The organism is Rickettsia endosymbiont of Nabis limbatus, from assembly GCF_965196655.1.
GTDB lineage: Bacteria > Pseudomonadota > Alphaproteobacteria > Rickettsiales > Rickettsiaceae > Rickettsia.
The window spans coordinates 544,929-565,844 of sequence record NZ_OZ239771.1 but is presented as its reverse complement, the minus strand read 5'-3'; the positions used below and the strand labels follow the sequence as shown (position 1 = coordinate 565,844).

Here is a 20,916-nt window from a genome sequence, read left to right as displayed (position 1 = left end):
CATATGTCCCACTTAATATATTTTTTTGCTTTGATATTGCTGACTTCGGGTTTATTTATAATGCTTACAAGCCATAATTATATTCATAAGGTTATAGGTCTTGGGGTTTTTCAAGGTTCAGTATTAGTTTTTTATTTAGCTTTGGGTAAAGTTAAAACAGGTATTGTACCTATTATGCAAGAAGGCGTAACTACCTACAGCAGCCCATTGCCTCACGTATTGATGCTAACAGCTATAGTAGTAGGTTTTGCAACACTTAGCGTAGCTTTAAGTTTCATACATCAAATTTATAAACATTTTGGTACAATATCAGAAAACGAAATTAGTTTTGATAAATAGATATATTTCTAGTATGTTATTCTTTTGTATAAGGCTTGTTACTTCTGTCATCCCGTGGACAAGCCACGGGATGACACCGATTTGAATAAATAACTATGATCCTAGCAAACCATTTCCCAATCTTACAGATTTTATTCCCATTTGCAGGTGCGTTACTTGCGACTATATTTTTTCGTTTTATTTTATTAACTCGAATCATTACTATCTGCTCTATTTTAGCAAGTTTTGTAATTAGCATTTACGGGTATTCTATTGTAAAAAATACCGAAATTTCTTACGTGATGGGAGGGTGGGCTTCGTCTATCGGAATTGAGTATTATTTAACCTCCTTAAATCAAGGTATTATTATTTACCTTAATTTGGTTTTATTATTTTTTCTAATTTTTTGCTACAACATCACTAACCAAACTGTCCTAAAATATATTAACAGTAATAGAAGAGCTTTATTTTATGCTATATTGCTGTTTGCTCATATGGGTTATTTAGGAATGGTTAGTACTAATGATTTTTTTAATTTATATGTATTTATAGAGATTTCAGCACTTAGCAGCTATGTTTTGATAGCTAGCGGTGGTAAGCTAAAGGCTTTAGTTGGTGCTCTTGATTATTTAATAATGGGTAGCATAGGTGCAACATTAATTCTTATAGCTATAGGGTTTCTACTAAGTATTACCGGTAGTTTAAATATGCTAGATGTAGCCGGATTTTTACAAAAATATTCTAATTCGAATATAGTAACTTTATCTATAGGGTTTTTCTTAATAGGGATTATTTTAAAAACTGCCTTTTTTCCTATGCATTTTTGGATGATGAGAGCTTATAGCACCACTGCTTCGGTGATTTTAGTATATTTGGCAGGAATTTCGACCATAATAGGCATATATATAATATATAAATTTACCTATCTTGTTATAAGCTATGAAACGATTAAAGTAGCAATGAACAGTTTTATAAGACCTATTGCTTTAGCTACTCTTATCATAGCTCCGTATTTTGCTTATAGAGCTGGGAGTTTTAAAAAAATTATAGTATATTCGTGTATTACTCAAATAGGTTATGTATTTTTATTGTATGTTACCGATAGCGGTATGAAAATTTTACCATGCTTATTGATTGTAGATAGTATAAATAAAATAGCTCTTTTTCTTATTGCTGCTTATAAAGAAGCATATCAGAAAAAACCAAATCAAATTCTGGTAATAATAGCTGTAATTTGTAGCAGCGGCTTGCCAATCAGCCCGTTATTTTTTGTTAAGGTAAGTATTCTAGAATTATTTTTAAACCAAAATCTATTATTAGATTTTATAATAATTTTACTAAGTTCGGTAGGATCATTATTCTATCACTATAAAATGATAAAAATTTTATTCTTACAAAAGCAAGAATCCAACTAAAAATATTAAAGTACTGTGAAGCAGCAGCTATCAGACTTTGAAAACTTGCTAAAGACTTAAATCTACCAGCTTCTGAATTAGAGAAATGGTTAAGTTATAGAAATAAAAAGAGAAAACAAATACAATGACTTTGATAACTAATAAAAGCATAATAATATGCTAGCACAATTTACCACTCCGAATCTTTTGATTCTATCAACTTTACTAGTTGGTATGCTGAATTTAACTAGTCCGTTTGTGACTAAAAAAGATAGTTTTACACGTAACTTTTTACTTATTGCTATCGGGGTTTTTTTCTTTAGTAATGTTCTGATTATTGATTGGGTGTTTCTAAAAGGCGTAAGGGCAGGGTTTAAGTTTCATATTTTCGGTAACTATTTTATAGGCTTTCATCTCGAACCTTTAGGGCTTATTTTCTTAAGTTTAATCAGCTTTTTATGGATTTGTTCTCTGCTTTATACTCCGAAATATCTTGCTATTAATAATATAGAAAACTCTTCAAGGTTTTTATTCTTCTTCAATTTAACTATTCTTATTGGTGTTTTAATTGCTTTATCTAGCAATTTATTTACCATGTTTATTTGCTATGAGCTTTTAACTATTTCTACGGCTTTTTTAATAGGGCATACTAAAAATAATATAGTACTTACGGGATTATATAAATATTTAAAAATTTTGATGATTACCGGAATCATGTTATTTTTGCCGGCTATTATAATTATTTATGCTAAAATCGGTAATGGGGATTTCGGAACTAAAGGGCTAATGCTAGAGCATTTTTCTAAAAATCAGTCTATTCTTTTATTGCTAATGTTTATCTTTGGTATTGCAAAGACAGCGATTTTTCCAGTACATTCATGGCTTCCGGCAGCAATGGTTGCACATTATCCCGTTAGTAGTTTACTGCATGCAGTGATAGTAGTAAAAACCGGCTTATTTTGTATTTACAAAATTTTAGTATATATATTTGGCTTGTCTTATTTGCAAAAAATATTTGGACCTTTTAACTGGCTGATTTTTATTCCGATAGTCAGCATTTTTTATAGCTCATTTAAAGTTTTCGGAACGGATAATATCAAGAAAATACTTGCCTATTCCACCATGAATCAATTAGGCATAGCATTGCTTAGTGCTTTTATGCTAACGCCTAAGTCCTTAGCTGCTGCAACTCTGCATTTAGTATCGCATTCTTTTACAAAGATCTGTTTATTTTATAGTATGGGAAGTATTTATAGCCTAAAGAAAGCCAATCAAGTGCAAGATTTAACAGGTACTTCAAAAGAATTCCCGCTGATTTCTTTTATAATACTAATATCATCATTATCGTTGATTGGTATTCCAATTTTAAGCGGCTTCATAAGTAAATTCTCAATTTTACTTGCAGCAGCCGAGCAGAATCAGTTTGTTGTGATGGCTGTTATAATAATTAGTAGTATATTCTCAAGTTTATATCTTATCAAAATATTAGGATTTATTTACAAACCTTCTTCTAATGAAACCTCAAATATAGCAAAGCAGCTTCCATATTCTATGCAAATAAGTATCATGATTTGCTGTGCTGCTATAATATTCTTTTACTTCATCCAAATTCTAATCAAGAAGTTTTTGGTTTTCATTTATTAGTGTTGTATATTTTAGCGTCCGATTCCGCTCCCTTTTTGTTTTATTAATGTTAAGTTATCATTATTAGAAATCATTGTGTTTTTTAAATTTTGTCCTATTTTCTCTGCCTCATATTTACCAGAGATACAATCCTCTAAGAACTTCACGTTTTTAGTATGATTTTCTTTTTTAGCTAATACTAAAGATTGGGCTAATTGCTCTTTTTTTAGCTTCCCATCTTTCATGCTATCGAAAAGTATTTGTACTATTTCTATATGCTCATTTAGAGCAGCAAGGTGTAGTGGACTAGCTCCATTATTTGCAGCTTTATTTACGTTTGCTCCATGTTCAAGCAATTTTTGTACTATTTCTGTATGCCCATTTTGAGTAGCAAGATATATAGATGTAAATCCACCGTGTGTAATTTTATTTACGTCTGCTCCGTATTCAGGCAATTTTTGTACTATTTCTATATGCCCATTTTGAGCAGCAAGGTGTAATGGACTAAGACCATTATTTTCGGCTTTATCTATATCTGCCTTACGTTTAACTAATTCTGGTAATATTATTGTATTTCCATTTTAAGCAGCTGTATGTACAAGGGTCCACTTGTCAAGAATTGGATCATTAATGTAATCTGTCAAAACTTACGCTATGAGTGGAAGAGTGATAAATTATTGTAAGAATAATTAAACATGTCAAAGAGGAACAGATTGCAAGCAATACCATTTCATCTAACGGATATACAATATTTGATGATACGGTGTTAAACAAAAGGAACACAAAGAAAATAGAGGTTGCTAGATCGCAGTATAGTGGAGCTACAGGTGGAGTTACTACCGGTATAGGAGTAGTGAGTCTTGTATATTATAACCCCGATATTGATAAGTTTTGGGTAATAGATTATCGCATTTTTTCACCTGATCATGATGGAGCGACGAAACTAGATCACCTACTAAAGATGTTCAATAATGCTGTTTATAGTAAAAAGATTCCTTTTCAAACTGTACTTTTTGACACATGGTATGCTACACACAAAATTATGCAACATGTTGACTCCTTGGGCAAATATTATTATGCCCCTATTAAAGCCAATAGAAATGTTAGTAAAACGTGTGATTACGAGCCTTATAAAGCTGTTAGCAAGTTGACGTTTTCAGATGAAGAAATTAAGAATGGAATGGAGATTCATATAAAAGGATTTGCCAAAAATAAGCATGTTAATTTGTTTAAATTTACTGTTTCTACCAACAGAGTTGATTATGTTGTTACCAATAACAAAACTCAAAAATCTTCTAAAGCTGCACAAGATGAGTTTGGCTTGCGATGGGTAATTGAGAGCATGCATAGAAAAATTAAGCAACTGACTGGTATAGAACGTTGCCAATGCAGAAAACAGCGTATCCAACGTAATCACATTAGTTGTGCATTTCTAGTTTGGGCTTTTCTCAAAAGAACTGCAAATAAAATAGGTAAAACGGTCTACCAAATAAAGTTAGGGCTTTTAGATGACTATATGCAACAACAGCTTCGTTCTCCATCTTTACGATATTTAGAACCAAACATAGCGTAAGTTTTGCTGTTATTAAACCAAAATATTTAAATAAATCTTCTATTTGAATTTTTTCTTTGCTAATTTGTTTATTTAATTCATTAAATGAGCAAATAATATAATGTGCGATACCAAGTAAATAAGCTTTTGCATCTTCTTCACTAAAAGTAATTCTAAATTTGTTTAATTTTTCTATATCCTCATTTATATATTTTGCTATATTTTTAAACGGCACCGTCAAGTTAAGAGAGATGTAAATTAAGTATAGAGCAAATGCATGGAATAATTTATAGAATAGCAGTAACCATTTATCTCTAAATTTCACCATTATGCGTATTACTCAAGCTCCGAAGAGACATCGTTTTCCAGCAAGCATCATTAGCCATGCAGTATGGTTATATCATCGTTTTAATAGTAGCTACCGAGATGTTCAAGAACAGATGGCATATCGAGGTATTATTTTGAGTCATGAGACAGTAAGATTTTGGTGCAATAAATTTGCAGTTTATTTTCAAGATGTTATCAGAAGGAGAGAGCGGAAGCCAACTGATAAATGGCATTTAGATAAAATGAACATTAAGATTAAAGGTGAAGTATTCATACTATGGAGGGCTGTTGACTCTGAGGGACATGAATTAGAAGTATTGCTACAGAAGCGACGCAACAAGAAATCAGCTATTCGCTTTTTATTAAGATTATTGGGCAATTACCCAGCTCCAAGAGTAATTGTTACTGATAAGCTCAAGAGTTACATTAAACCGATTAAGCTTATGTGTCCTAGGACTAAACATCGAACTAATAAGAGATTAAATAATCGCGTTGAGAATGCACATCAACCAACTAGGCGAAAAGAGAAGATATTGATTAAATTTAAGCATCCTAATGCAGCACAATGTACATTATCACTGATGGGAAAAGTTAGAAATATATTTGCCGTAAATGTTGGAAGATATACTAAAACAGCACCTGACCAAAGAATTGAATTTGCATCCGCTAAATCCATTTGGGATGAAGCTACTCAAAGACTTCTTGCTGCCTGAAATCTAAAAATATTACTCTTTTTGACACTATGTTACTTAACTTGATGGTATGGACGCCAATGATAAGAAAGAACTTATCAACGGTTTTAAGTGATATTAAGATATCAAAGAACCAAAACCTAAGATAGGTTTGTAATTTTTAATAATTTTATAAAGGAGTCCATACCATGAGTAATTATAAAGTAATAGGAATTGATTTAGCAAAAAGAAAGTTGCATTTTGCAGCAATAAATTTAGACAATAAAGTTGTATTAAAAAAAGCAATGGATCGAAGAAGCTTTTTTGAAAATTTATCAACAATGTTTCCAGAGTCAGAAACCTTTGTATTTGAAGCTTGTGGTGGAGCTCATTATATGGCTCAAAGGCTTGAATCAATAGGACATAAAGCCATCTTGCTTAAACCTAAAGATGTGAAAGCATATGCAAAAACTCGACAAAAAAATGACATTAATGATTCAATTGCAATTTGCAAAGCATCATGTGATCCCGATTTAATACACGTCAAAGCTAAAACAATAGAAGAGCAAGAAATATCTTACCTGCATAAAGCAAGACAAAATATAATACAACAAAGGATTCAGTACAGCAACTCTCTGATGACTTCATTATTTGAATTTGGCTATTTGGTAACATGCGGAAAATCTACATTTGCAAAATCTTGTCAAAATTTTGTAAATTTTGCCCTAGAAGAAGGATTTATTAACAACACTATTGCTGAACAAATGTTGCTGGATTGTAAAGAAATTGAACAATTGATGATTCGTGAACAAAGCTTAGATAAAGAATTAGCAGCAAAGAATCGGAGTTCCAAGAAGGCAAAAATTTTAGAAACTATTCCAGGAATTGGTACAATTAACGCAAGTATTTTAAGCATCAAACCGGTTGAAGCATACGATTCTGCTAAGGATTTTGCTGCTTCACTTGGAATTGTCCCGAAACAAAATAGCACTGGAGGTAAGATTATTCTAGGAAGAATAACCAAGCAAGGTGATAGATATGCAAGAACAATGCTAATACAGGCTGGTAGGTCTTTATTGATGAGAAGCTATAAAACTAATCAGACATCAGGAGCGTTATCAGAATTTATTGAAAGATTAAAAGAAAAAGGGAAATCGTTCAATGTAATTGCAGTAGCTACAGCTAATAAATTGGCTAGAATCGCTTATGCCTGTCTGGTAAAGAACAGAAATTACCAATTGGTATAATAGTACTTAAGATTTAGGATAAATTATAAACTATATAATTTTTAAACTAGATAGGGGTAAAGAAATAAAAACAAAGTAGAATAATAAAACGGCGGGTTAAAGTGTCATTGTCAAATAAAAAGGGACCAGTAAATTGCACGAAAAAGGGACCACTATATGTAAAAATTTTTATGTCAAATGACCTCCAAATTTATAGTTATTAATACGATAACTTTTACCTGTGATGTTTAGTATATGTGCATGATGTACTACTCGATCAATAATTGCATGAGTTAATAACTCATCAGCAAATATTTCATTCCATCTTTCAAAATCCTTGTTTGTGGTAATAATGGTAGATTTATTTTCATATCGTTTAGCAATAATATTAAAAAAATCATCTACTGAATGTTTTGGTAATTGCTTAAAACCTAACTCATCAAGAATTAATAAGTCAAATGATAAGAGTAATTTAACTTTTTTGTGATAGCTATTATCTGCTCTTGCAATATGTAAATTATAAAGCATATCCGATACCGTAGTAAAATATACAGAGTATTCTCGTGTTAAAGCTTTTAATGCTAATCCAATAGCAAGATGAGTTTTGCCAGTTCCAGAATTACCTATGAATATGACATTGCCCTTAGTATTAATATAATCACAAGTAGATAAATCACTTATTACTTTGGCATCAATACTTGGTTGGAACTGAAAATCAAAGTCTTCTAAATTTTTAGTGACTGGTAATTTAGCAGCACTTTTACGACGACGGTAATTATTATCCTTACGGTGAGATTTTTCATCTTCACATAATAGTGAGAGAAATTCTTTAAATCCTAGTTTATTATTTTGAGCATAAATAATCCTTTCATTTAAGCTATTGACTATACCTGATAATCTAAAACTACGTAGGTCATTAAGCAAGTTCTGCATTCTGACCTCCAAACTCTGGCAATGGTAAGTTTACTGCATTACTATTTAAGATATTTTTAATTTTAGAGTAAGAACTTATACCGTAATGTAATGCTCTATGACAAGCTTTATCTATTAACTCATCATTGTAAACCTTACGTAAAGAAATAATACCTCTAGCACAACGTTGCCAATCATTTACTCGTGTTTGTTGTAATAACTCTAATAATAAACTGCAATTATTTCCTATCTGCTGCATTTGTTGTTGATAATGTTCACTATATTCTATAAAACCTGGGCATAGACGTTTATATTTGGCATAATGAGACGGATTAGTGGTAAATATTCCTTTGCCATCTGTTCTAACGTGCCTTGCTATTAAATCATTTTGGATAGAAAATATTTGAACAAGTTTTGGTGATAATTGTACCAGTACCTCACTGTATATATATTTTGCCGGTACGGAATAATAATTATTATCTATGGTGATATGACAATCTTTTGCTACTTTTCGATTATGCCACGATGACAAATCAAACGTTTCTAATGGTAAAGGCATTAAATTATTACTTTCTTCTTGCTCAAATAGTTCCTGAGGAATTTTTTTAGTAGTACCATGTATTCGGTTATTTGCTTTATTTAACCAGTTAGCAAGATCATGTGTTAATTCTTCATATCTATGAAATTTACGTCCAGCAAAAAAATTATTTTTGACATACTTTATTCCTGATTCTACTTTGCCTTTTTCTTGAGGTTGATATACACGACAAGGAGAAAGTAAAATTCCATAATGATCAGCTAAACGTTTGTATTCCTTCTGATATACGGGCTCATAGAAATTGCTATCTACCACTCCAGCTTTAAGATTATCAAGTTTTATTACTTTTGGACTGCCAGCAAAATAATTAAATGCATTGATATGACATTGTATCCATGTTTGACAACTTTGATCAAACACTACTTCATAATAATCAAGGCGACTATAACTTAAACGCATATTAAATACATATGCTTTAACTCTACGCCCCTTAGAATTATACTGTAAGCCTATGTCACCAAAATCTACTTGTGCTTCCTCTCCTGCTAAAGTATGAAAACGAATGCAACTGTTATTTTGTATCTTATATTTTTTGATATAACGGGTTAGCGAACCATAACTTTTTGTATAACCTTGAATTTTTAACTCTTCAAAAATTCTTATGTAACTTAGATTCTTTTCTAATAACTCAATTATTTGTTCGTGCCAAGAATCCAGTGCTGAAGATCGTTCATAGGGTGCAGGAGATTCTGTACCAGACTCTACATAACGGTTTACTATTTTTCTTACTGTTTTACGGTCTATTCTCGTTAGTTTGGCAATATTTCTTTGACTATTGCCTTGCTTATAAAGGGTGATAATTGTTGTGTACATATTTATTCTTATCATTGTATCACTAGATATTTATTTTAATTAATTATCTAGTGAATATTGCACATTATAACCTTATTAGGTTACACCAAATTCTCTGGTCCCTTTTTCGTGCAATTTACTGGTCCCTTTTACTTTAGCAATGACACTATAGTCAATTTATAAAAATAATAGGTCCACATTTACCACTATTAGTACTGATATTCAATTCTATTTTGGATCAGTGTGATGGCCTTTCTTTTGTAGATTCAAGTAGTATAGAGGTATGTAAGAGATACCGTATTTCAATGAATAAAGTGTTCGCCGGCATAGCAGCACGCAGTAAGACAACAAAAGGTTGGTTCTATGGACTTAAACTACATCTAATAATTAATAGAGCCGGTGGTATAGTTAAAGCATCTTTTAGCCCTGGCAATAAGGATGATAGAAAACAGCTGGAACTGATGATCAAAAATCTTTTTGGTAAAGTATTCGGAGATCGTGGTTATATTTCACAACAATTATTTCAACAACTTTTAGAGCAAGGAATTTTTATGGTAACTAGGGTAAAGAAAAATATGAAAAATAAACTTATGTCTATGTTGGATAAAATATTATTGCTTAAAAGAGCATTAATAGAATCTGTGTTTAGTAAAATTAAACTATTGGGGAAGTTTGAGCATTCAAGGCATAGATCAGTTACAAATGCCTTTGTGCATATGGTTGCAGCACTGATAAATTATCAAATGTCTGATAATAAACCTTCTATTACATCTCTCTTGATATGCTAAATCCTATGCTATATTAATTCGAAACTCGCGTATTTTAAATATTACGCCTTTATATGTTGCCGTTCATAATAATAAATTAGAAATAACTGAAGCTTTACTTGCTAAAAGGAGCAAATCCTAATGAAGTTGATAAGAAGTAAGCGTCTTGTAAAGGCGGTCTAGTAAATAGTGAGCAATACATATTATTCTATAGTGGCATAAGCAAAGGATAATATAGTATGAAGAATATCAAAATCCCCACTATTACAGAAAAACAAAAGAACCAAATCATTAGTGAATCATATAAAACAGGATGTATTATATCCCAACTTGCAAAATCTTATGGAATATCTGTTAAAACATTATACAGTTGGCGTAGTAGACAGAAGAGTGACAAGATCCAAAAGGAAGTATCTAATAATTCAAATAATCAATTTGTTGAATTATCAGTACACCACAATGAGCATATAATATTAAATAAAGCAGAATTAGTATTTAATAATTTTTCTTTGTTACTTGAAGGCAACATTAAAAGTACAAAACTTCTGGAGATAATCAAAATACTGGAGCTACAATGTTAAATTTGTCTTCAGAAAGTAGGATATATCTTTGCACTGGTTGTACGGATATGCGTAAGGGTATTAACGGTTTATCAATATTGGCACAATCGATATTATTACATCAGTTTCATAAGAGTATTTTATTTGTTTTTAGGGGTAAACAAGCAGACAAGATAAAAATATTATGGTGGGATGGTCAAGGTTTTTGTTTGTATTATAAATGTCTTGATAGTGGTAAGTTTACATGGCCTAAGGTTGATGAGAAGCAATCTATTAGCATTACCAAGGCACAATTATCAATGTTAATAGAAGGTATAGATTGGCGTAATCCAAGATGGTCTAATAGACCTGAATATATTGGATAAATTCGCTTTAGTTTTAGCAATGTAGTTTTAATTTCAAATATATACTTGATAATTTAGTCTATAAAGTTTTACTATAACAATTAGTCATTTTTATAGTGTTTCAGTAAGAAGTAGCTGGAGTTGCTATTTATAAAAAATGGCTTCTGTAAAGGTTGGTACTTGATTTGAGATACTGGGATAGCATTTGTGATTAATAAAAATTTACTATCAGAAATAGAAGGGTTGCATCAAAGTGTTGCAACATTAAATCTTGATATAGAATCATTGGTCATTAAAAATAAATTTCTTAATGCAGAAAATAGGTCATTAACTGAAGAAAATAATAGTTTAAAGGAACAATTGGCGTTATTAAAATCTAAACGATATGGTAAATCATCAGAAAAGTTAGAGCGACAAATACAGAATATTGAGCTGAGAATAGAGGAAAATGAGCTTATTTCATGTTTTAAAAGTAAGATCGATCATATTGCATTAAATCATGATCAAGTTGCTGTAGATAATCATAATAGTCATCAACAACCAAAACGTCAAAAGTTACCAGAGCATTTACCAAGAGAAGATATATTATTAGAAGTTGATAATCAATGTACTTCTTGTGGTGGAACAAAATTTCGTAAAATAAGTGATGATATTTCAGAAACATTAGAATATGTTCCGTCATCATTTAAGGTTATGCGGCATATAAGACCACGCTGTGTTTGTACTAATTGTGAACTAATAGTACAAGCTTATCGTCCATCCAAAGCTATTGATAAAGGTAAGGCTGGTGCTGGATTACTAGCACATATATTAATTCAGAAATATTGCAATCATTTACCACTATATCGTCAGTCACAAATGTATCAAAGAGAAGGTATAAACCTATCTAGAACCACTATGGCAAGTTGGGCTGGTCAATGTGCTAAACTACTAGAGCCAGTAGCAGTAGCAATTCAACAATTTATATTTTCTGGTCAGCAAATACATGGTGATGATACGCCAGTAAAAGTATTAGCTCCTGGCGTTGGCAAAACAAAAATTGGTAGAATATGGACCTATGTATTAGATGGTAGAGGTTATGGTAGCGAAGCTCCTATTGCAGTGTGTTATTTTTATAGTCCTGATCGGAAAGGAGTAAGGCCCCTAGATCATCTTAAGAATTTTACAGGCACTTTGCATGCTGATGCTTACTCTGGTTACAACCAATTATATATTAATGATGAGCAATCAAGCAATAAAATAGAAGAGGCAGCATGTTGGGCTCATATGCGTCGTAAATTTTATGAAATAACAGTCGCAAATGATAAAGCAAATATAGCGATTGCCATATTGGAGAAGATTGCTGAAATTTATAAGATTGAAAATCGAATTAGAGGTCTAGATCCTGATGTAAGAGTTAAGGAGCGACAGCAAGAATCTAGGCCACTGACTGAGAAATTATTTATAGGCTTCAGGAAAGCATATGAGCAACTGCCCAAAAAAAGCAGTACAGCAAAAGCTATTTTTTATGCTTTGAACAATCAGAAAGCTTTAATGAAATTTTTAGATAATGGCCAGATTGAAATTGATAACAATGCTGCAGAACGTGCTATGCGTTCAATCGCGATAGGACGAAAAAACTGGTTGTTTGCTGGCTCAGATAATGGGGGACATACTGCCGCTATTATCTATTCGATTATTGAAACCGCTAAATTAAATAATATCAATCCTTGGAAATATTTACAAAAAGTACTTGAGATCATTCAGGATTATAATTCTAAGAAAATAGTAGATTTATTACCATGGAATCTTAAACTGGAATAGTCACATTTTGTCTAGACCGCCTTTACAAGACGCTTACGATAAGAATGGCTGTTCTCTTTTATATATCGCATGTGATAAAAATTTTCCAGAAATAGCCAATTTATTATTAGAGAAAGGAGTTAATCCTAACATCTCAGATAACTCTAATCGTACGCCCTTAATGGAGGCATGCTTTAATAACTCTTTAGACTTAGTAGACGCATTACTTACCAAAGGAGCAAATCCTAATACTGTGAATAAAGATAAACTGACACCATTAGTTATAGCTTGTTCTAAAAATTCTGAAAGAATAGTGTTGCATTTATTAAAAAACAATGCTGATCCTAATGTAGTAGATCATAACGGAATTATACCTTTGCTTGCTGCTTATAAGAACCGTTCTACAAGAATAATGGAATTTTTGTTAGAAAAAGAATAAATGGTAGCGAGGGAGGGATTTGAACCCCCGACACACGGATTATGATTCCGTCGCTCTAACCAACTGAGCTACCCCGCCAAGGATGTGTTTTTTTGTGAATTTTGTTGTAAGCGTAATGTTTTACTATTTTGAGTTGATCGGAAAGCTTGTTCGGTATCGTCTAGTTAGCTTGTACATTGTATGGTCCAGAGAATGCCCTACATGTCATGCCTGCGTAAGCAGGAATCTAGTCAACTATATACTACCCCTAGTTGCTCGCACTTGCGAGATCTTATATTATAAACTGCGTCCTAAGATACCGCAATTAAGTTAGCTAGTATGACAAATACTGGATTCCCGCTTACGCGGGAATGACAATCAAATAACAAATTAACGTTTAGAGAACTGTGTTTTCTTACGTGCTTTATGTTGCCCGTATTTCTTACGCTCTACTACTCTAGAATCACGTGTTAAGAAGCCACCTTTACGTAAAACAGCATGAAAGTCTGGAGCTGACTGTGCTAGTGCTTTAGATATACCATGCAATATAGCACCTTTCTGTCCTGAAATACCACCGCCTCTAACTGTACAAACTATATCATACTGATTATTAGTTTTCGTTAAAGTAAAAGGTTGCAATATAGTTTTGACTTGCGTTTCAGAAGCAAAATATTGATCTAAACTTTTTTTATTAACAATTACTTGCCCTTTTCCTGGTTTAAGCCAAACTCGTGCTATAGCGTTTTTTCTTTTACCAGTAGCATAGAATCTACCTGAATTATCCATTTTCTCTTTAGGAGTTTTGACTGTTTGTTTGTCAGCAATTAAAGCTTCCTTATTTAGCGACTTTTCTACTTTGTCTGTTTTAATCTTTAACGTTGTCATAGTTGATTACTTCTTATTTTTTGGATTTTGGCTTGCAAAATCATAAACTACAGGCTGCTGCCCTGCGTGCGGATGTTCACTATTTGCATAAATATATAGATTGCTCATTTGCTTAGCACCTAAAGCATTTCTTGTAATCATTCTTTTAACTGCCATTTTAATGACTCGCTCTGGGTGTTTACCACTTAAGATTTTACCTGCAGTAGTATCCTTAATACCGCCTGGAAATCCGGTATGTCTATAATATATCTTTCCGTCTTTAGGATTTGCTTTTTTACCGGTTAATGTTACATGCTCTGCATTGATTATGATTATATTATCACCACAATCCATATGAGGAGTAAAACTAGGTTTATGTTTACCACGAAGCATATTAGCAACTCTACTTGCGAGTCTCCCAAGTACAACATTTTTTGCGTCTATAACCCACCATTTTTTTTCAATTTCCGATGGTTTTGCAGAATAAGTTTTCACAACAATATCTTTTTAATTAAAATTTTTGAATAAAGATCTAAAGCCATATTTAATAGCATTAATACCAGTAGTTTGTCAAGTTATATTTAGTACTATTTACTTCCGAATATTATTTTTCTATCAGTAGAAAAATATAATTTTTTATTAACAGTTAAACCATAATAATGGATATTATTAATGATTTTAGTAATATTTGGCACTGCACTTAAGTGATCATTATTATCTAAATCAAAGCTATACAAAACACCACTCATAGAAATAATATCTAAGCTGCGGCTGCCGTTATTCTCTGCTATAAAAGGTACTAAGAAAGTAGCAGCTTTTAGTTTTTTGGAATCTTTTCCATCATTTAAATCAGCTACAAATTTTACTAAGCCTGTTTCAGGATTAAAAGAAGCTACCTGCCTTGCATTATTTGTGACAAATAAACTATTACCAATTAAGGATGTTGATTGGATATCCTCAGCATTTACTTGCCAAATAGCTGCTCCTGTATCGAGATTTAATTTTATAAGCTTACCAAGCCCTGTTGCTATATATAAATTATTATTGTCATAAATAGGAGCACATAAAATACTAGCTTCTTCAAAATTTGGTATAGCTACATGATCGAAACTTGCAAATTCAAAATTCCATTTTACTTCACCATTTTTTGTATTTAATGCAAGTATTTGTCCAGAATTATAAGTTATTATTACACTATCTTTATGTACTATCGGTGTCATGAAATAGCTTGCTGATAGAACTTCAGCTAAACTTTCATGCTCCCAAATATTTTTTAAAGTTTCAGCGTTTAAAGCAGTTGTTTGATTGCTGATTGTTTGGACTAAAACCGTGCTATCATTTAGCATAACCGGTTTTGTTCTGATAATATCAGGAAGCTGCTTTCTAATTATTTCATAACCTGTTTTTGCATCCAGTACTACTAATACTCTTGAGCCATATGTTACATATAACTTATCGTTAAAATGTAGAATGCCACCACCAATATAATTATCTTTTTTATTTCGACTTAAATTATAAGACCAAATAATTTTATTTTTCTCTATAGAGAATGCTGAAACATTTGACCTAATATCTAATGCATAAATCATATCACCTACAAAAACAGGCTCTGTAATAGTTTTATTTTTAACAAAATTATATTGTCTGTTTTTTAACATATTTGGATTAAATACATATATGTTTGCACTGTTTCCTAAATATATTGGTTCATTAGATTGCAGAGATAATTTAGGAGTTAATTCAACTATATTTTTTACTCTTTTTGGACCAAGTGCATTACATGCACTCAAAATAATGAGCGGTAATAATAAACTTACTATTTTTTTGATCATATTTCTCCTTTAATTCTATTATTTAGCTCTATCTAAGCCTGCAAGCAAAGCTTTTGCCTGATCTTTTATTAAATCTGAAGTGCTGTTTGATGCTACTAAAATTGTTAAATTCTTTTCTGCTTCTGCCAACATATTGCTCTTAATATCCCAAATAGCTTTCATAATATTTGCTGTAGCCCAAAAAGACTTATTTTCATTATCAAAATAATTTAAATATTTCACTAATTTTTCTTTGTCAGCAATATCTAGCTTTTCATCATCAATAACAAGACTACACCATGCAATACGAGCATATGAAGTAACGATTTCTGAATATTCCTTATTTTCAATAATCTTACTGAGTAAATCTTTGACCTCTGAATTTTGTTGCCCTGAAAGTTTTATAGCAACTTGCTCCAGTAAAGCAATCTCTTTTATCTTAGTATCACTAATGCTAACTAAATTTTCTAAGGTACTAATAGCAAGCTCCTTATTACCTTGCACAGCTTCTAAACTAACTGCTTTAACAAAAATATCACCATTTTTTTGGTTATTTTCAATTTGCTTATTTTTATTGTTATTATTAATGACCATTATAGTAATAGCTATTAAGGCAATAATTATTACTATAGGTAAAAGTCTTTTAAAAAAAATTAGCCTTTTTTCTTCGTTTTGATCATTTAATACTTCGTCTAAAATATCGGTCATATTATTTAATTTGATTTATTTTTACAGCCAAATTTAAGCTTAGCATCTTCTGCCATTTTTTTAGATGCAGCTGTTCTATTACTTGGAAATTCCTTATTCAGCTTATCAAGCATATTGCAAGCTTCTGTAGTCTTCTTTAATTCACCAAGTGAAAGTGCTAGCTTTAATAGACCATCAGAGGATTTTGCTCCTTTTGGCGACTCTTTATAACCTTTTAAATAATTAACAGCAGCATTGTTATAATCTTTTTGTTTAAAAAAGCATTCTCCATACCAAAAATAAGCATTACTAATCATTGCACTTTTAGGATATTTTTGAATAAAGTTTTTGAATTTATTTTTAGCATCATAAATCTTATTATCTTTGTAAGAAGCAAGAGCTAAATCATAAGCTTGTTTATCAGGTGCAACATCTTTATTAGGTGCAGGAGCAATTTTTACTTCCTCTACATCATTAGGCATATCTTTAAGCAGGCTTACGTCAAAGACATCAGGAATATTTTGATGTTCTGTTTCTGAGGCTTCAGCATTTTCGCTTAGTTGTGGAATATTAGAATTTTTACTTAATATATCAACTTTATGCTGTAAAACTTCAATTTTACCAATTAATCTTCTAATTTCTTGCTCTTGCTCATCTAATCTACTTTCAAAATCATTACTTGCTGCATATTTTAAAGGTTGTCCCTTTATAGTGCCACTTTCTACAAACGTTAATAATGAAAATAAAAGAGTAAATATTAAAATAACTAGCTTCATATTATTTTTTTATTTTTACAATAATGTTTCTTATAATACTGAAAATTTTCCAACATTCCACATATTTTTAAAAATCTTATAATAAACTATCATATACCGCAGATACTTCAAGAGTTGAAAATCAAATAAGTGGTGAGGCAGCTAGGCATACAATAGTACGTGAGCACAGGCGAATCCCGAAATTTGGCTTATCAAATCTTGAAATATCTGCGATATATTTTATATTTGGATGCTGCCGTCATAAGCAAAAGTCAGGGTAATAGTAGTTCCTTCATTTATTTTACTTTGCAGATCAAATTTACCATTCATAAGCTCAACTAACTTTTTGGTAAGCGGCAGCCCAAGCCCCGTACCTTCATATTTGCGGCTAAGTTCACTATCAATCTGCCCAAATGTTGACAAAGTTTTTGGGATATCTTTTTCTTCAATACCAATACCAGTATCTATAACTTTTATATATACTAATTTAGCTAGCTCATCTTTTTCTATTGTAATAGTAACGCTCCCACCGGCGTTTATAAATTTTACAGCATTTGATAAAAGATTTAAAAATACTTGCTTAAGTCTCTTTGGATCTGCCTTTATAACAATATGCTCTTTCGGTGACTTATTAACTAATTCTACTCCAGCTTGATCAGCACGAGGCTTAACAAGTATAAGTGATGAGCTAACTAATTTATTTAAATCGAGATCAATACTATCTACTTTTAGCTTATCGGCAGAAGCTTTAGAAAGATCCAAAATATCGTTAATCATGCTAAGTAGATGCTTACCGGCATCATTAATATCTTTAATGTAATTTCTACTTTTTTCCGGATCTTTTTCTGACATTAAAATTTCAGAAAAGCCTATTATAGCGTTAAGAGGAGTTCGTAACTCATGACTAATATTGGCAAAGAATTTTGTATTTGAGGAACTAGTCTTTTCTACCTTTATTATTTCAGCTTTTAAATTTCTATTTGTTACTAACTGCTCTTCGATAATATGCCTAGCATAATTAGTATTACTAACAATTATAGTACAAAATATTATAAAAATAATAATAAAAGTTATGAAAACTTTTTGCTCAAGAGATATTATATTTTGCCATTGATTAGTAATATCAGTATTAATCTCAAGTATTGCATCTACTGGAAAATTATTTAAATCACTACCTATAATAGGTATATAGCTAGTAATAAAAGAGGCTTTTTTTTCTGTTAAATCATTTTCATTCTGAATTATAACTTTAGGAAATAATATATGACTTGTAATACCTTCAAGAGCACCTAACAAAGGTGCTTTTGCAGAAAAAGATCTAAAAAAATATTTATCAATTTTTGCGGTGAATATTTTAACTAAACTGTCATCTGGATAATTATCCACACTATACATATTTAGCATATTACTGGTAATAAATTTATTACCGTTAAGATCATATAGAGATATGTTAATATCAAGATTAGTAAACCAATCAGCAGTAATAGTAACAAAATTAATAAATTCTTGATCTTGTAATAATTTTAAATAGCCAAATTTATGTAATTTATTGATTACATTTTCATGAGGATTCCAAATATTATGAGTATAAAGACAAGCAATTTTAGTATTTTGTAAAGCTACCTGTTTTACTACCATCTCTTTTATCATAAAATAACGATAGAACATCATATTTATGACAATATTAAGAAATAATACAACAAATGATAATCTGACTATATATTTATTATGGTTCATTATCACCTTATTTTTCTGTATACTCGTTTTATTTGAAAAATTGGCGTCGTTGTTTTTTGCTTTTAATCCTCACCTATGTTAAATACGCTGCGGTTAAAAGCTTCAAAACTCCTACTCTTTTCCGAAAAAACTTCATCTACTCAACTCTTCATTTTGTAGTAGTGTAATATCTCACTTCATTGCGAGGATATTCATAGAATCGATGCAGCAACCTCAAAAATCCTGTACTATTTCATAAGATTGTCACGTCGCTTTGCTCCTTGCAATGGCGGTTTAAGTATCCCTTATTTAACTTCACCTTTTGTCTCTAAATTCTTATTAATAATCAACCCTGTAATTACATCATAAGCACGAGCAAATTGGTAATCTTTTTTGTATAATTCAGATAATTCGTTATCTTCTTGTTTGTTATTTTTCTCTTTTGTTTCTTTTTTACTATCTTTATTTTTAGATGAATTATCTTTTTCGACATCATTCTTTAAATAATTTTTTAAAGAACTTTCAGAAAAACGTTTATCTATTTTTTTAACCTCTGGATATTCTACTTTCGCCGGCTCAATTATAATATCAGGCTCTATACCTTCCGCTTGGATAGAACGACCACTTGGTGTATAATATCTAGCGATAGTAAGTTTTACAGCGGCTCTTTGATTAATTTGAGTTAAAGATTGCACTGAACCTTTACCAAAAGATTTAGTTCCAAGTATTATCGCCCTTTTATGATCTTGCAACGCTCCTGCTACTATTTCCGATGCTGAAGCAGAATTACCGTTTATCAAAATTATCATAGGAACTTTTGGAGCTTTTAGTGAAAACTTGTTTGCTTTAGTCTCACTTTCACTTGTTGCAGTTCTACCTTTTGTACTTACTATTATACCAGAATCAATAAAATAATCACTAACAGCAATTGCTTGATCAAGAATACCACCTGCGTTATTACGTAAATCAAGAATAATACCTTTAATATCATCTTTACTATCGGTTTTTAATTTTTTTATTGCTGTTTTTAATTCAGAAATTGTTGATTCATTAAAAGTAATTATACGTATATACGCAATATTACCTTTTTCTAAATGAGCTTTTATTGGTTTTATTTTTACTGTCTCACGAACTAGTTCTATTTCTTGCGGCTTTGACTCTTCCTCTTTTATTACTAATAATTTTACTTTAGTGCCAGGCGTCCCCCGCATTTCCTTTACAGCTTTGTTAGGACCAAGTGTAGATACCAACTCGTCATTTACTCCAACTATGTAATCCCCTCCTTTTAGACCTGCTTTAAAAGCAGGTAAATCATCAATAGGCGATATTATTTTTATGGCCCCGCTATCATACATTATTTCAACACCGATTCCGCCAAACTCACCTTTAGTAAAAGTAAAGATATCTTCTAAATCTGCATCAGTATAATAACTTGAGTGAGGATCAAGCGAATTTAACATGCCGTTAATTGCTTCATCTATCATTTTTTGTTTGTTAGGAATTTGTACATAATCCTTTTCAATACGCTCAAATACTTCTTGAAATTGCTTATAAGCTTCTTCGTTTGTTATTTTATTTTCAGGCTCTTTTGTTTCTTCTTTAGTAGCGGCAAATACAGAAACAAAATTTATAGTAAAAAATAATGCTATAATTAAACGTAAATACATAATACTCCGTATGTGTTTATTAGTTTTTAGTGTCATCCCGTCATTGCAAAGGGATGCGACGCATCGACAAAACAATCTTAGGGAACTTTTACTGCTGCTTCGTGAGATTGGTTTGTCGTTTCGCTCCTCGCA

Annotated in this window: 19 protein-coding genes, 1 tRNA gene and 4 pseudogenes; 12 read left to right on the top strand and 12 right to left on the bottom strand. The window is 31.3% G+C overall.

Going from position 1 to position 20,916, the window contains the following annotated elements; translation table 11 throughout:
- The first annotated feature begins 3 nt into the window (after nucleotides 1–3).
- The 3 genes from ACOAL3_RS03260 to ACOAL3_RS03250 all read left to right on the top strand — a co-directional run bounded on the left by ACOAL3_RS03260 (nucleotide 4) and on the right by ACOAL3_RS03250 (nucleotide 3,356).
- Nucleotides 4–339, top strand: coding sequence for a Na+/H+ antiporter subunit C (locus ACOAL3_RS03260; RefSeq protein WP_395476513.1), 336 nt, complete (start codon nucleotides 4–6; stop codon nucleotides 337–339).
- Nucleotides 340–434: 95 nt separating this feature from the next.
- Nucleotides 435–1,733, top strand: coding sequence for a proton-conducting transporter transmembrane domain-containing protein (locus ACOAL3_RS03255; protein ID WP_419235375.1), 1,299 nt, complete (start codon nucleotides 435–437; stop codon nucleotides 1,731–1,733).
- A 156-nt stretch (nucleotides 1,734–1,889) separates the two neighbouring features.
- Complete coding sequence (locus ACOAL3_RS03250; RefSeq protein ID WP_419235374.1) at nucleotides 1,890–3,356, top strand: proton-conducting transporter transmembrane domain-containing protein; 1,467 nt, start codon at nucleotides 1,890–1,892, stop codon at nucleotides 3,354–3,356.
- An 11-nt stretch (nucleotides 3,357–3,367) separates the two neighbouring features.
- Here the strand turns inward: ACOAL3_RS03250 and ACOAL3_RS03245 are convergent, their stop codons facing one another.
- Nucleotides 3,368–3,790 carry an ankyrin repeat domain-containing protein gene (locus tag ACOAL3_RS03245; RefSeq protein WP_419235373.1) on the bottom strand — a complete coding sequence of 141 codons (423 nt, stop codon included), beginning with the start codon at nucleotides 3,788–3,790 and terminating at the stop codon, nucleotides 3,368–3,370.
- 9 nt (nucleotides 3,791–3,799) lie between these two features.
- A pseudogene (locus ACOAL3_RS03240) lies at nucleotides 3,800–3,901 on the bottom strand (ankyrin repeat domain-containing protein); the annotation flags it as partial.
- Nucleotides 3,902–4,065: 164 nt separating this feature from the next.
- Between ACOAL3_RS03240 and ACOAL3_RS03235 the strand changes: the two are divergent.
- The 3 genes and pseudogenes from ACOAL3_RS03235 to ACOAL3_RS03225 all read left to right on the top strand — a co-directional run.
- Nucleotides 4,066–4,908, top strand: a pseudogene (locus ACOAL3_RS03235) (IS701 family transposase); the annotation flags it as partial.
- Between the two features lie 308 nt (nucleotides 4,909–5,216).
- The gene (locus tag ACOAL3_RS03230) at nucleotides 5,217–5,927 is read left to right on the top strand and encodes an IS6 family transposase (RefSeq protein WP_419235372.1); all 711 of its coding nucleotides are present in this window, start codon (nucleotides 5,217–5,219) and stop codon (nucleotides 5,925–5,927) included.
- A gap of 167 nt (nucleotides 5,928–6,094) precedes the next feature.
- Nucleotides 6,095–7,132, top strand: coding sequence for an IS110 family RNA-guided transposase (locus tag ACOAL3_RS03225; protein WP_419234517.1), 1,038 nt, complete (start codon nucleotides 6,095–6,097; stop codon nucleotides 7,130–7,132).
- 168 nt (nucleotides 7,133–7,300) lie between these two features.
- Here the strand turns inward: ACOAL3_RS03225 and istB are convergent, their stop codons facing one another.
- Nucleotides 7,301–8,044, bottom strand: coding sequence for an IS21-like element helper ATPase IstB (gene istB, locus ACOAL3_RS03220; RefSeq protein ID WP_419234522.1), 744 nt, complete (start codon nucleotides 8,042–8,044; stop codon nucleotides 7,301–7,303).
- Nucleotides 8,028–9,434: an IS21 family transposase gene (istA, locus tag ACOAL3_RS03215; RefSeq protein ID WP_419234561.1), complete on the bottom strand. Its 1,407-nt coding sequence runs from the start codon at nucleotides 9,432–9,434 to the stop codon at nucleotides 8,028–8,030. Before istA ends, istB begins: the two co-directional genes overlap by 17 nt.
- A gap of 146 nt (nucleotides 9,435–9,580) precedes the next feature.
- On the opposite strand from istA, the pseudogene ACOAL3_RS03210 reads away from it, so the two are divergent.
- The 5 genes and pseudogenes from ACOAL3_RS03210 to ACOAL3_RS03190 form a co-directional block, all read left to right on the top strand.
- Nucleotides 9,581–10,201, top strand: a pseudogene (locus tag ACOAL3_RS03210) (IS982 family transposase); the annotation flags it as partial.
- Nucleotides 10,202–10,419: 218 nt separating this feature from the next.
- Nucleotides 10,420–10,761: a transposase gene (locus ACOAL3_RS03205; protein ID WP_419235247.1), complete on the top strand. Its 342-nt coding sequence runs from the start codon at nucleotides 10,420–10,422 to the stop codon at nucleotides 10,759–10,761.
- Nucleotides 10,755–11,105 carry an IS66 family insertion sequence element accessory protein TnpB gene (gene tnpB / locus ACOAL3_RS03200; RefSeq protein ID WP_419235248.1) on the top strand — a complete coding sequence of 117 codons (351 nt, stop codon included), beginning with the start codon at nucleotides 10,755–10,757 and terminating at the stop codon, nucleotides 11,103–11,105. The genes ACOAL3_RS03205 and tnpB overlap by 7 nt, the downstream gene beginning before the upstream one ends.
- Nucleotides 11,106–11,291: 186 nt before the next feature.
- Entirely contained in the window at nucleotides 11,292–12,887 is a 1,596-nt protein-coding gene (tnpC, locus tag ACOAL3_RS03195) for an IS66 family transposase (RefSeq protein WP_419235249.1), read from the top strand.
- A gap of 7 nt (nucleotides 12,888–12,894) precedes the next feature.
- Nucleotides 12,895–13,305, top strand: coding sequence for an ankyrin repeat domain-containing protein (locus ACOAL3_RS03190; RefSeq protein ID WP_419235371.1), 411 nt, complete (start codon nucleotides 12,895–12,897; stop codon nucleotides 13,303–13,305).
- A 1-nt stretch (nucleotide 13,306) separates the two neighbouring features.
- Here the strand turns inward: ACOAL3_RS03190 and ACOAL3_RS03185 are convergent.
- The 6 genes from ACOAL3_RS03185 to ybgF all read right to left on the bottom strand — a co-directional run bounded on the left by ACOAL3_RS03185 (nucleotide 13,307) and on the right by ybgF (nucleotide 17,422).
- Nucleotides 13,307–13,383, bottom strand: a tRNA-Met gene (locus ACOAL3_RS03185).
- Between the two features lie 291 nt (nucleotides 13,384–13,674).
- Nucleotides 13,675–14,169, bottom strand: a complete 495-nt coding sequence (gene rpsI / locus ACOAL3_RS03180) for a 30S ribosomal protein S9 (RefSeq protein ID WP_341792160.1) — start codon at nucleotides 14,167–14,169, stop codon at nucleotides 13,675–13,677.
- 6 nt (nucleotides 14,170–14,175) lie between these two features.
- The gene (gene rplM, locus ACOAL3_RS03175; protein ID WP_011476918.1) at nucleotides 14,176–14,643 is read right to left on the bottom strand and encodes a 50S ribosomal protein L13; all 468 of its coding nucleotides are present in this window, start codon (nucleotides 14,641–14,643) and stop codon (nucleotides 14,176–14,178) included.
- A gap of 92 nt (nucleotides 14,644–14,735) precedes the next feature.
- On the bottom strand, nucleotides 14,736–15,980 hold the full coding sequence (locus tag ACOAL3_RS03170; protein WP_419235370.1) for an outer membrane protein assembly factor BamB family protein: 1,245 nt from the start codon (nucleotides 15,978–15,980) through the stop codon (nucleotides 14,736–14,738).
- 18 nt (nucleotides 15,981–15,998) lie between these two features.
- Nucleotides 15,999–16,667: a DUF2659 family protein gene (locus ACOAL3_RS03165; RefSeq protein ID WP_419235369.1), complete on the bottom strand. Its 669-nt coding sequence runs from the start codon at nucleotides 16,665–16,667 to the stop codon at nucleotides 15,999–16,001.
- 5 nt (nucleotides 16,668–16,672) lie between these two features.
- The gene (gene ybgF, locus ACOAL3_RS03160) at nucleotides 16,673–17,422 is read right to left on the bottom strand and encodes a tol-pal system protein YbgF (RefSeq protein WP_419235368.1); all 750 of its coding nucleotides are present in this window, start codon (nucleotides 17,420–17,422) and stop codon (nucleotides 16,673–16,675) included.
- Nucleotides 17,423–17,514: 92 nt separating this feature from the next.
- Between ybgF and ACOAL3_RS03155 the strand changes: the two are divergent.
- A pseudogene (locus tag ACOAL3_RS03155) lies at nucleotides 17,515–17,637 on the top strand (palindromic element RPE5 domain-containing protein); the annotation flags it as partial.
- A 4-nt stretch (nucleotides 17,638–17,641) separates the two neighbouring features.
- Here the strand turns inward: ACOAL3_RS03155 and ACOAL3_RS03150 are convergent.
- Nucleotides 17,642–19,138, bottom strand: coding sequence for a sensor histidine kinase (locus ACOAL3_RS03150; protein WP_419235367.1), 1,497 nt, complete (start codon nucleotides 19,136–19,138; stop codon nucleotides 17,642–17,644).
- A 284-nt stretch (nucleotides 19,139–19,422) separates the two neighbouring features.
- Nucleotides 19,423–20,784 carry a S41 family peptidase gene (locus ACOAL3_RS03145; RefSeq protein WP_395477156.1) on the bottom strand — a complete coding sequence of 454 codons (1,362 nt, stop codon included), beginning with the start codon at nucleotides 20,782–20,784 and terminating at the stop codon, nucleotides 19,423–19,425.
- Nucleotides 20,785–20,916: the final 132 nt, after the last annotated feature.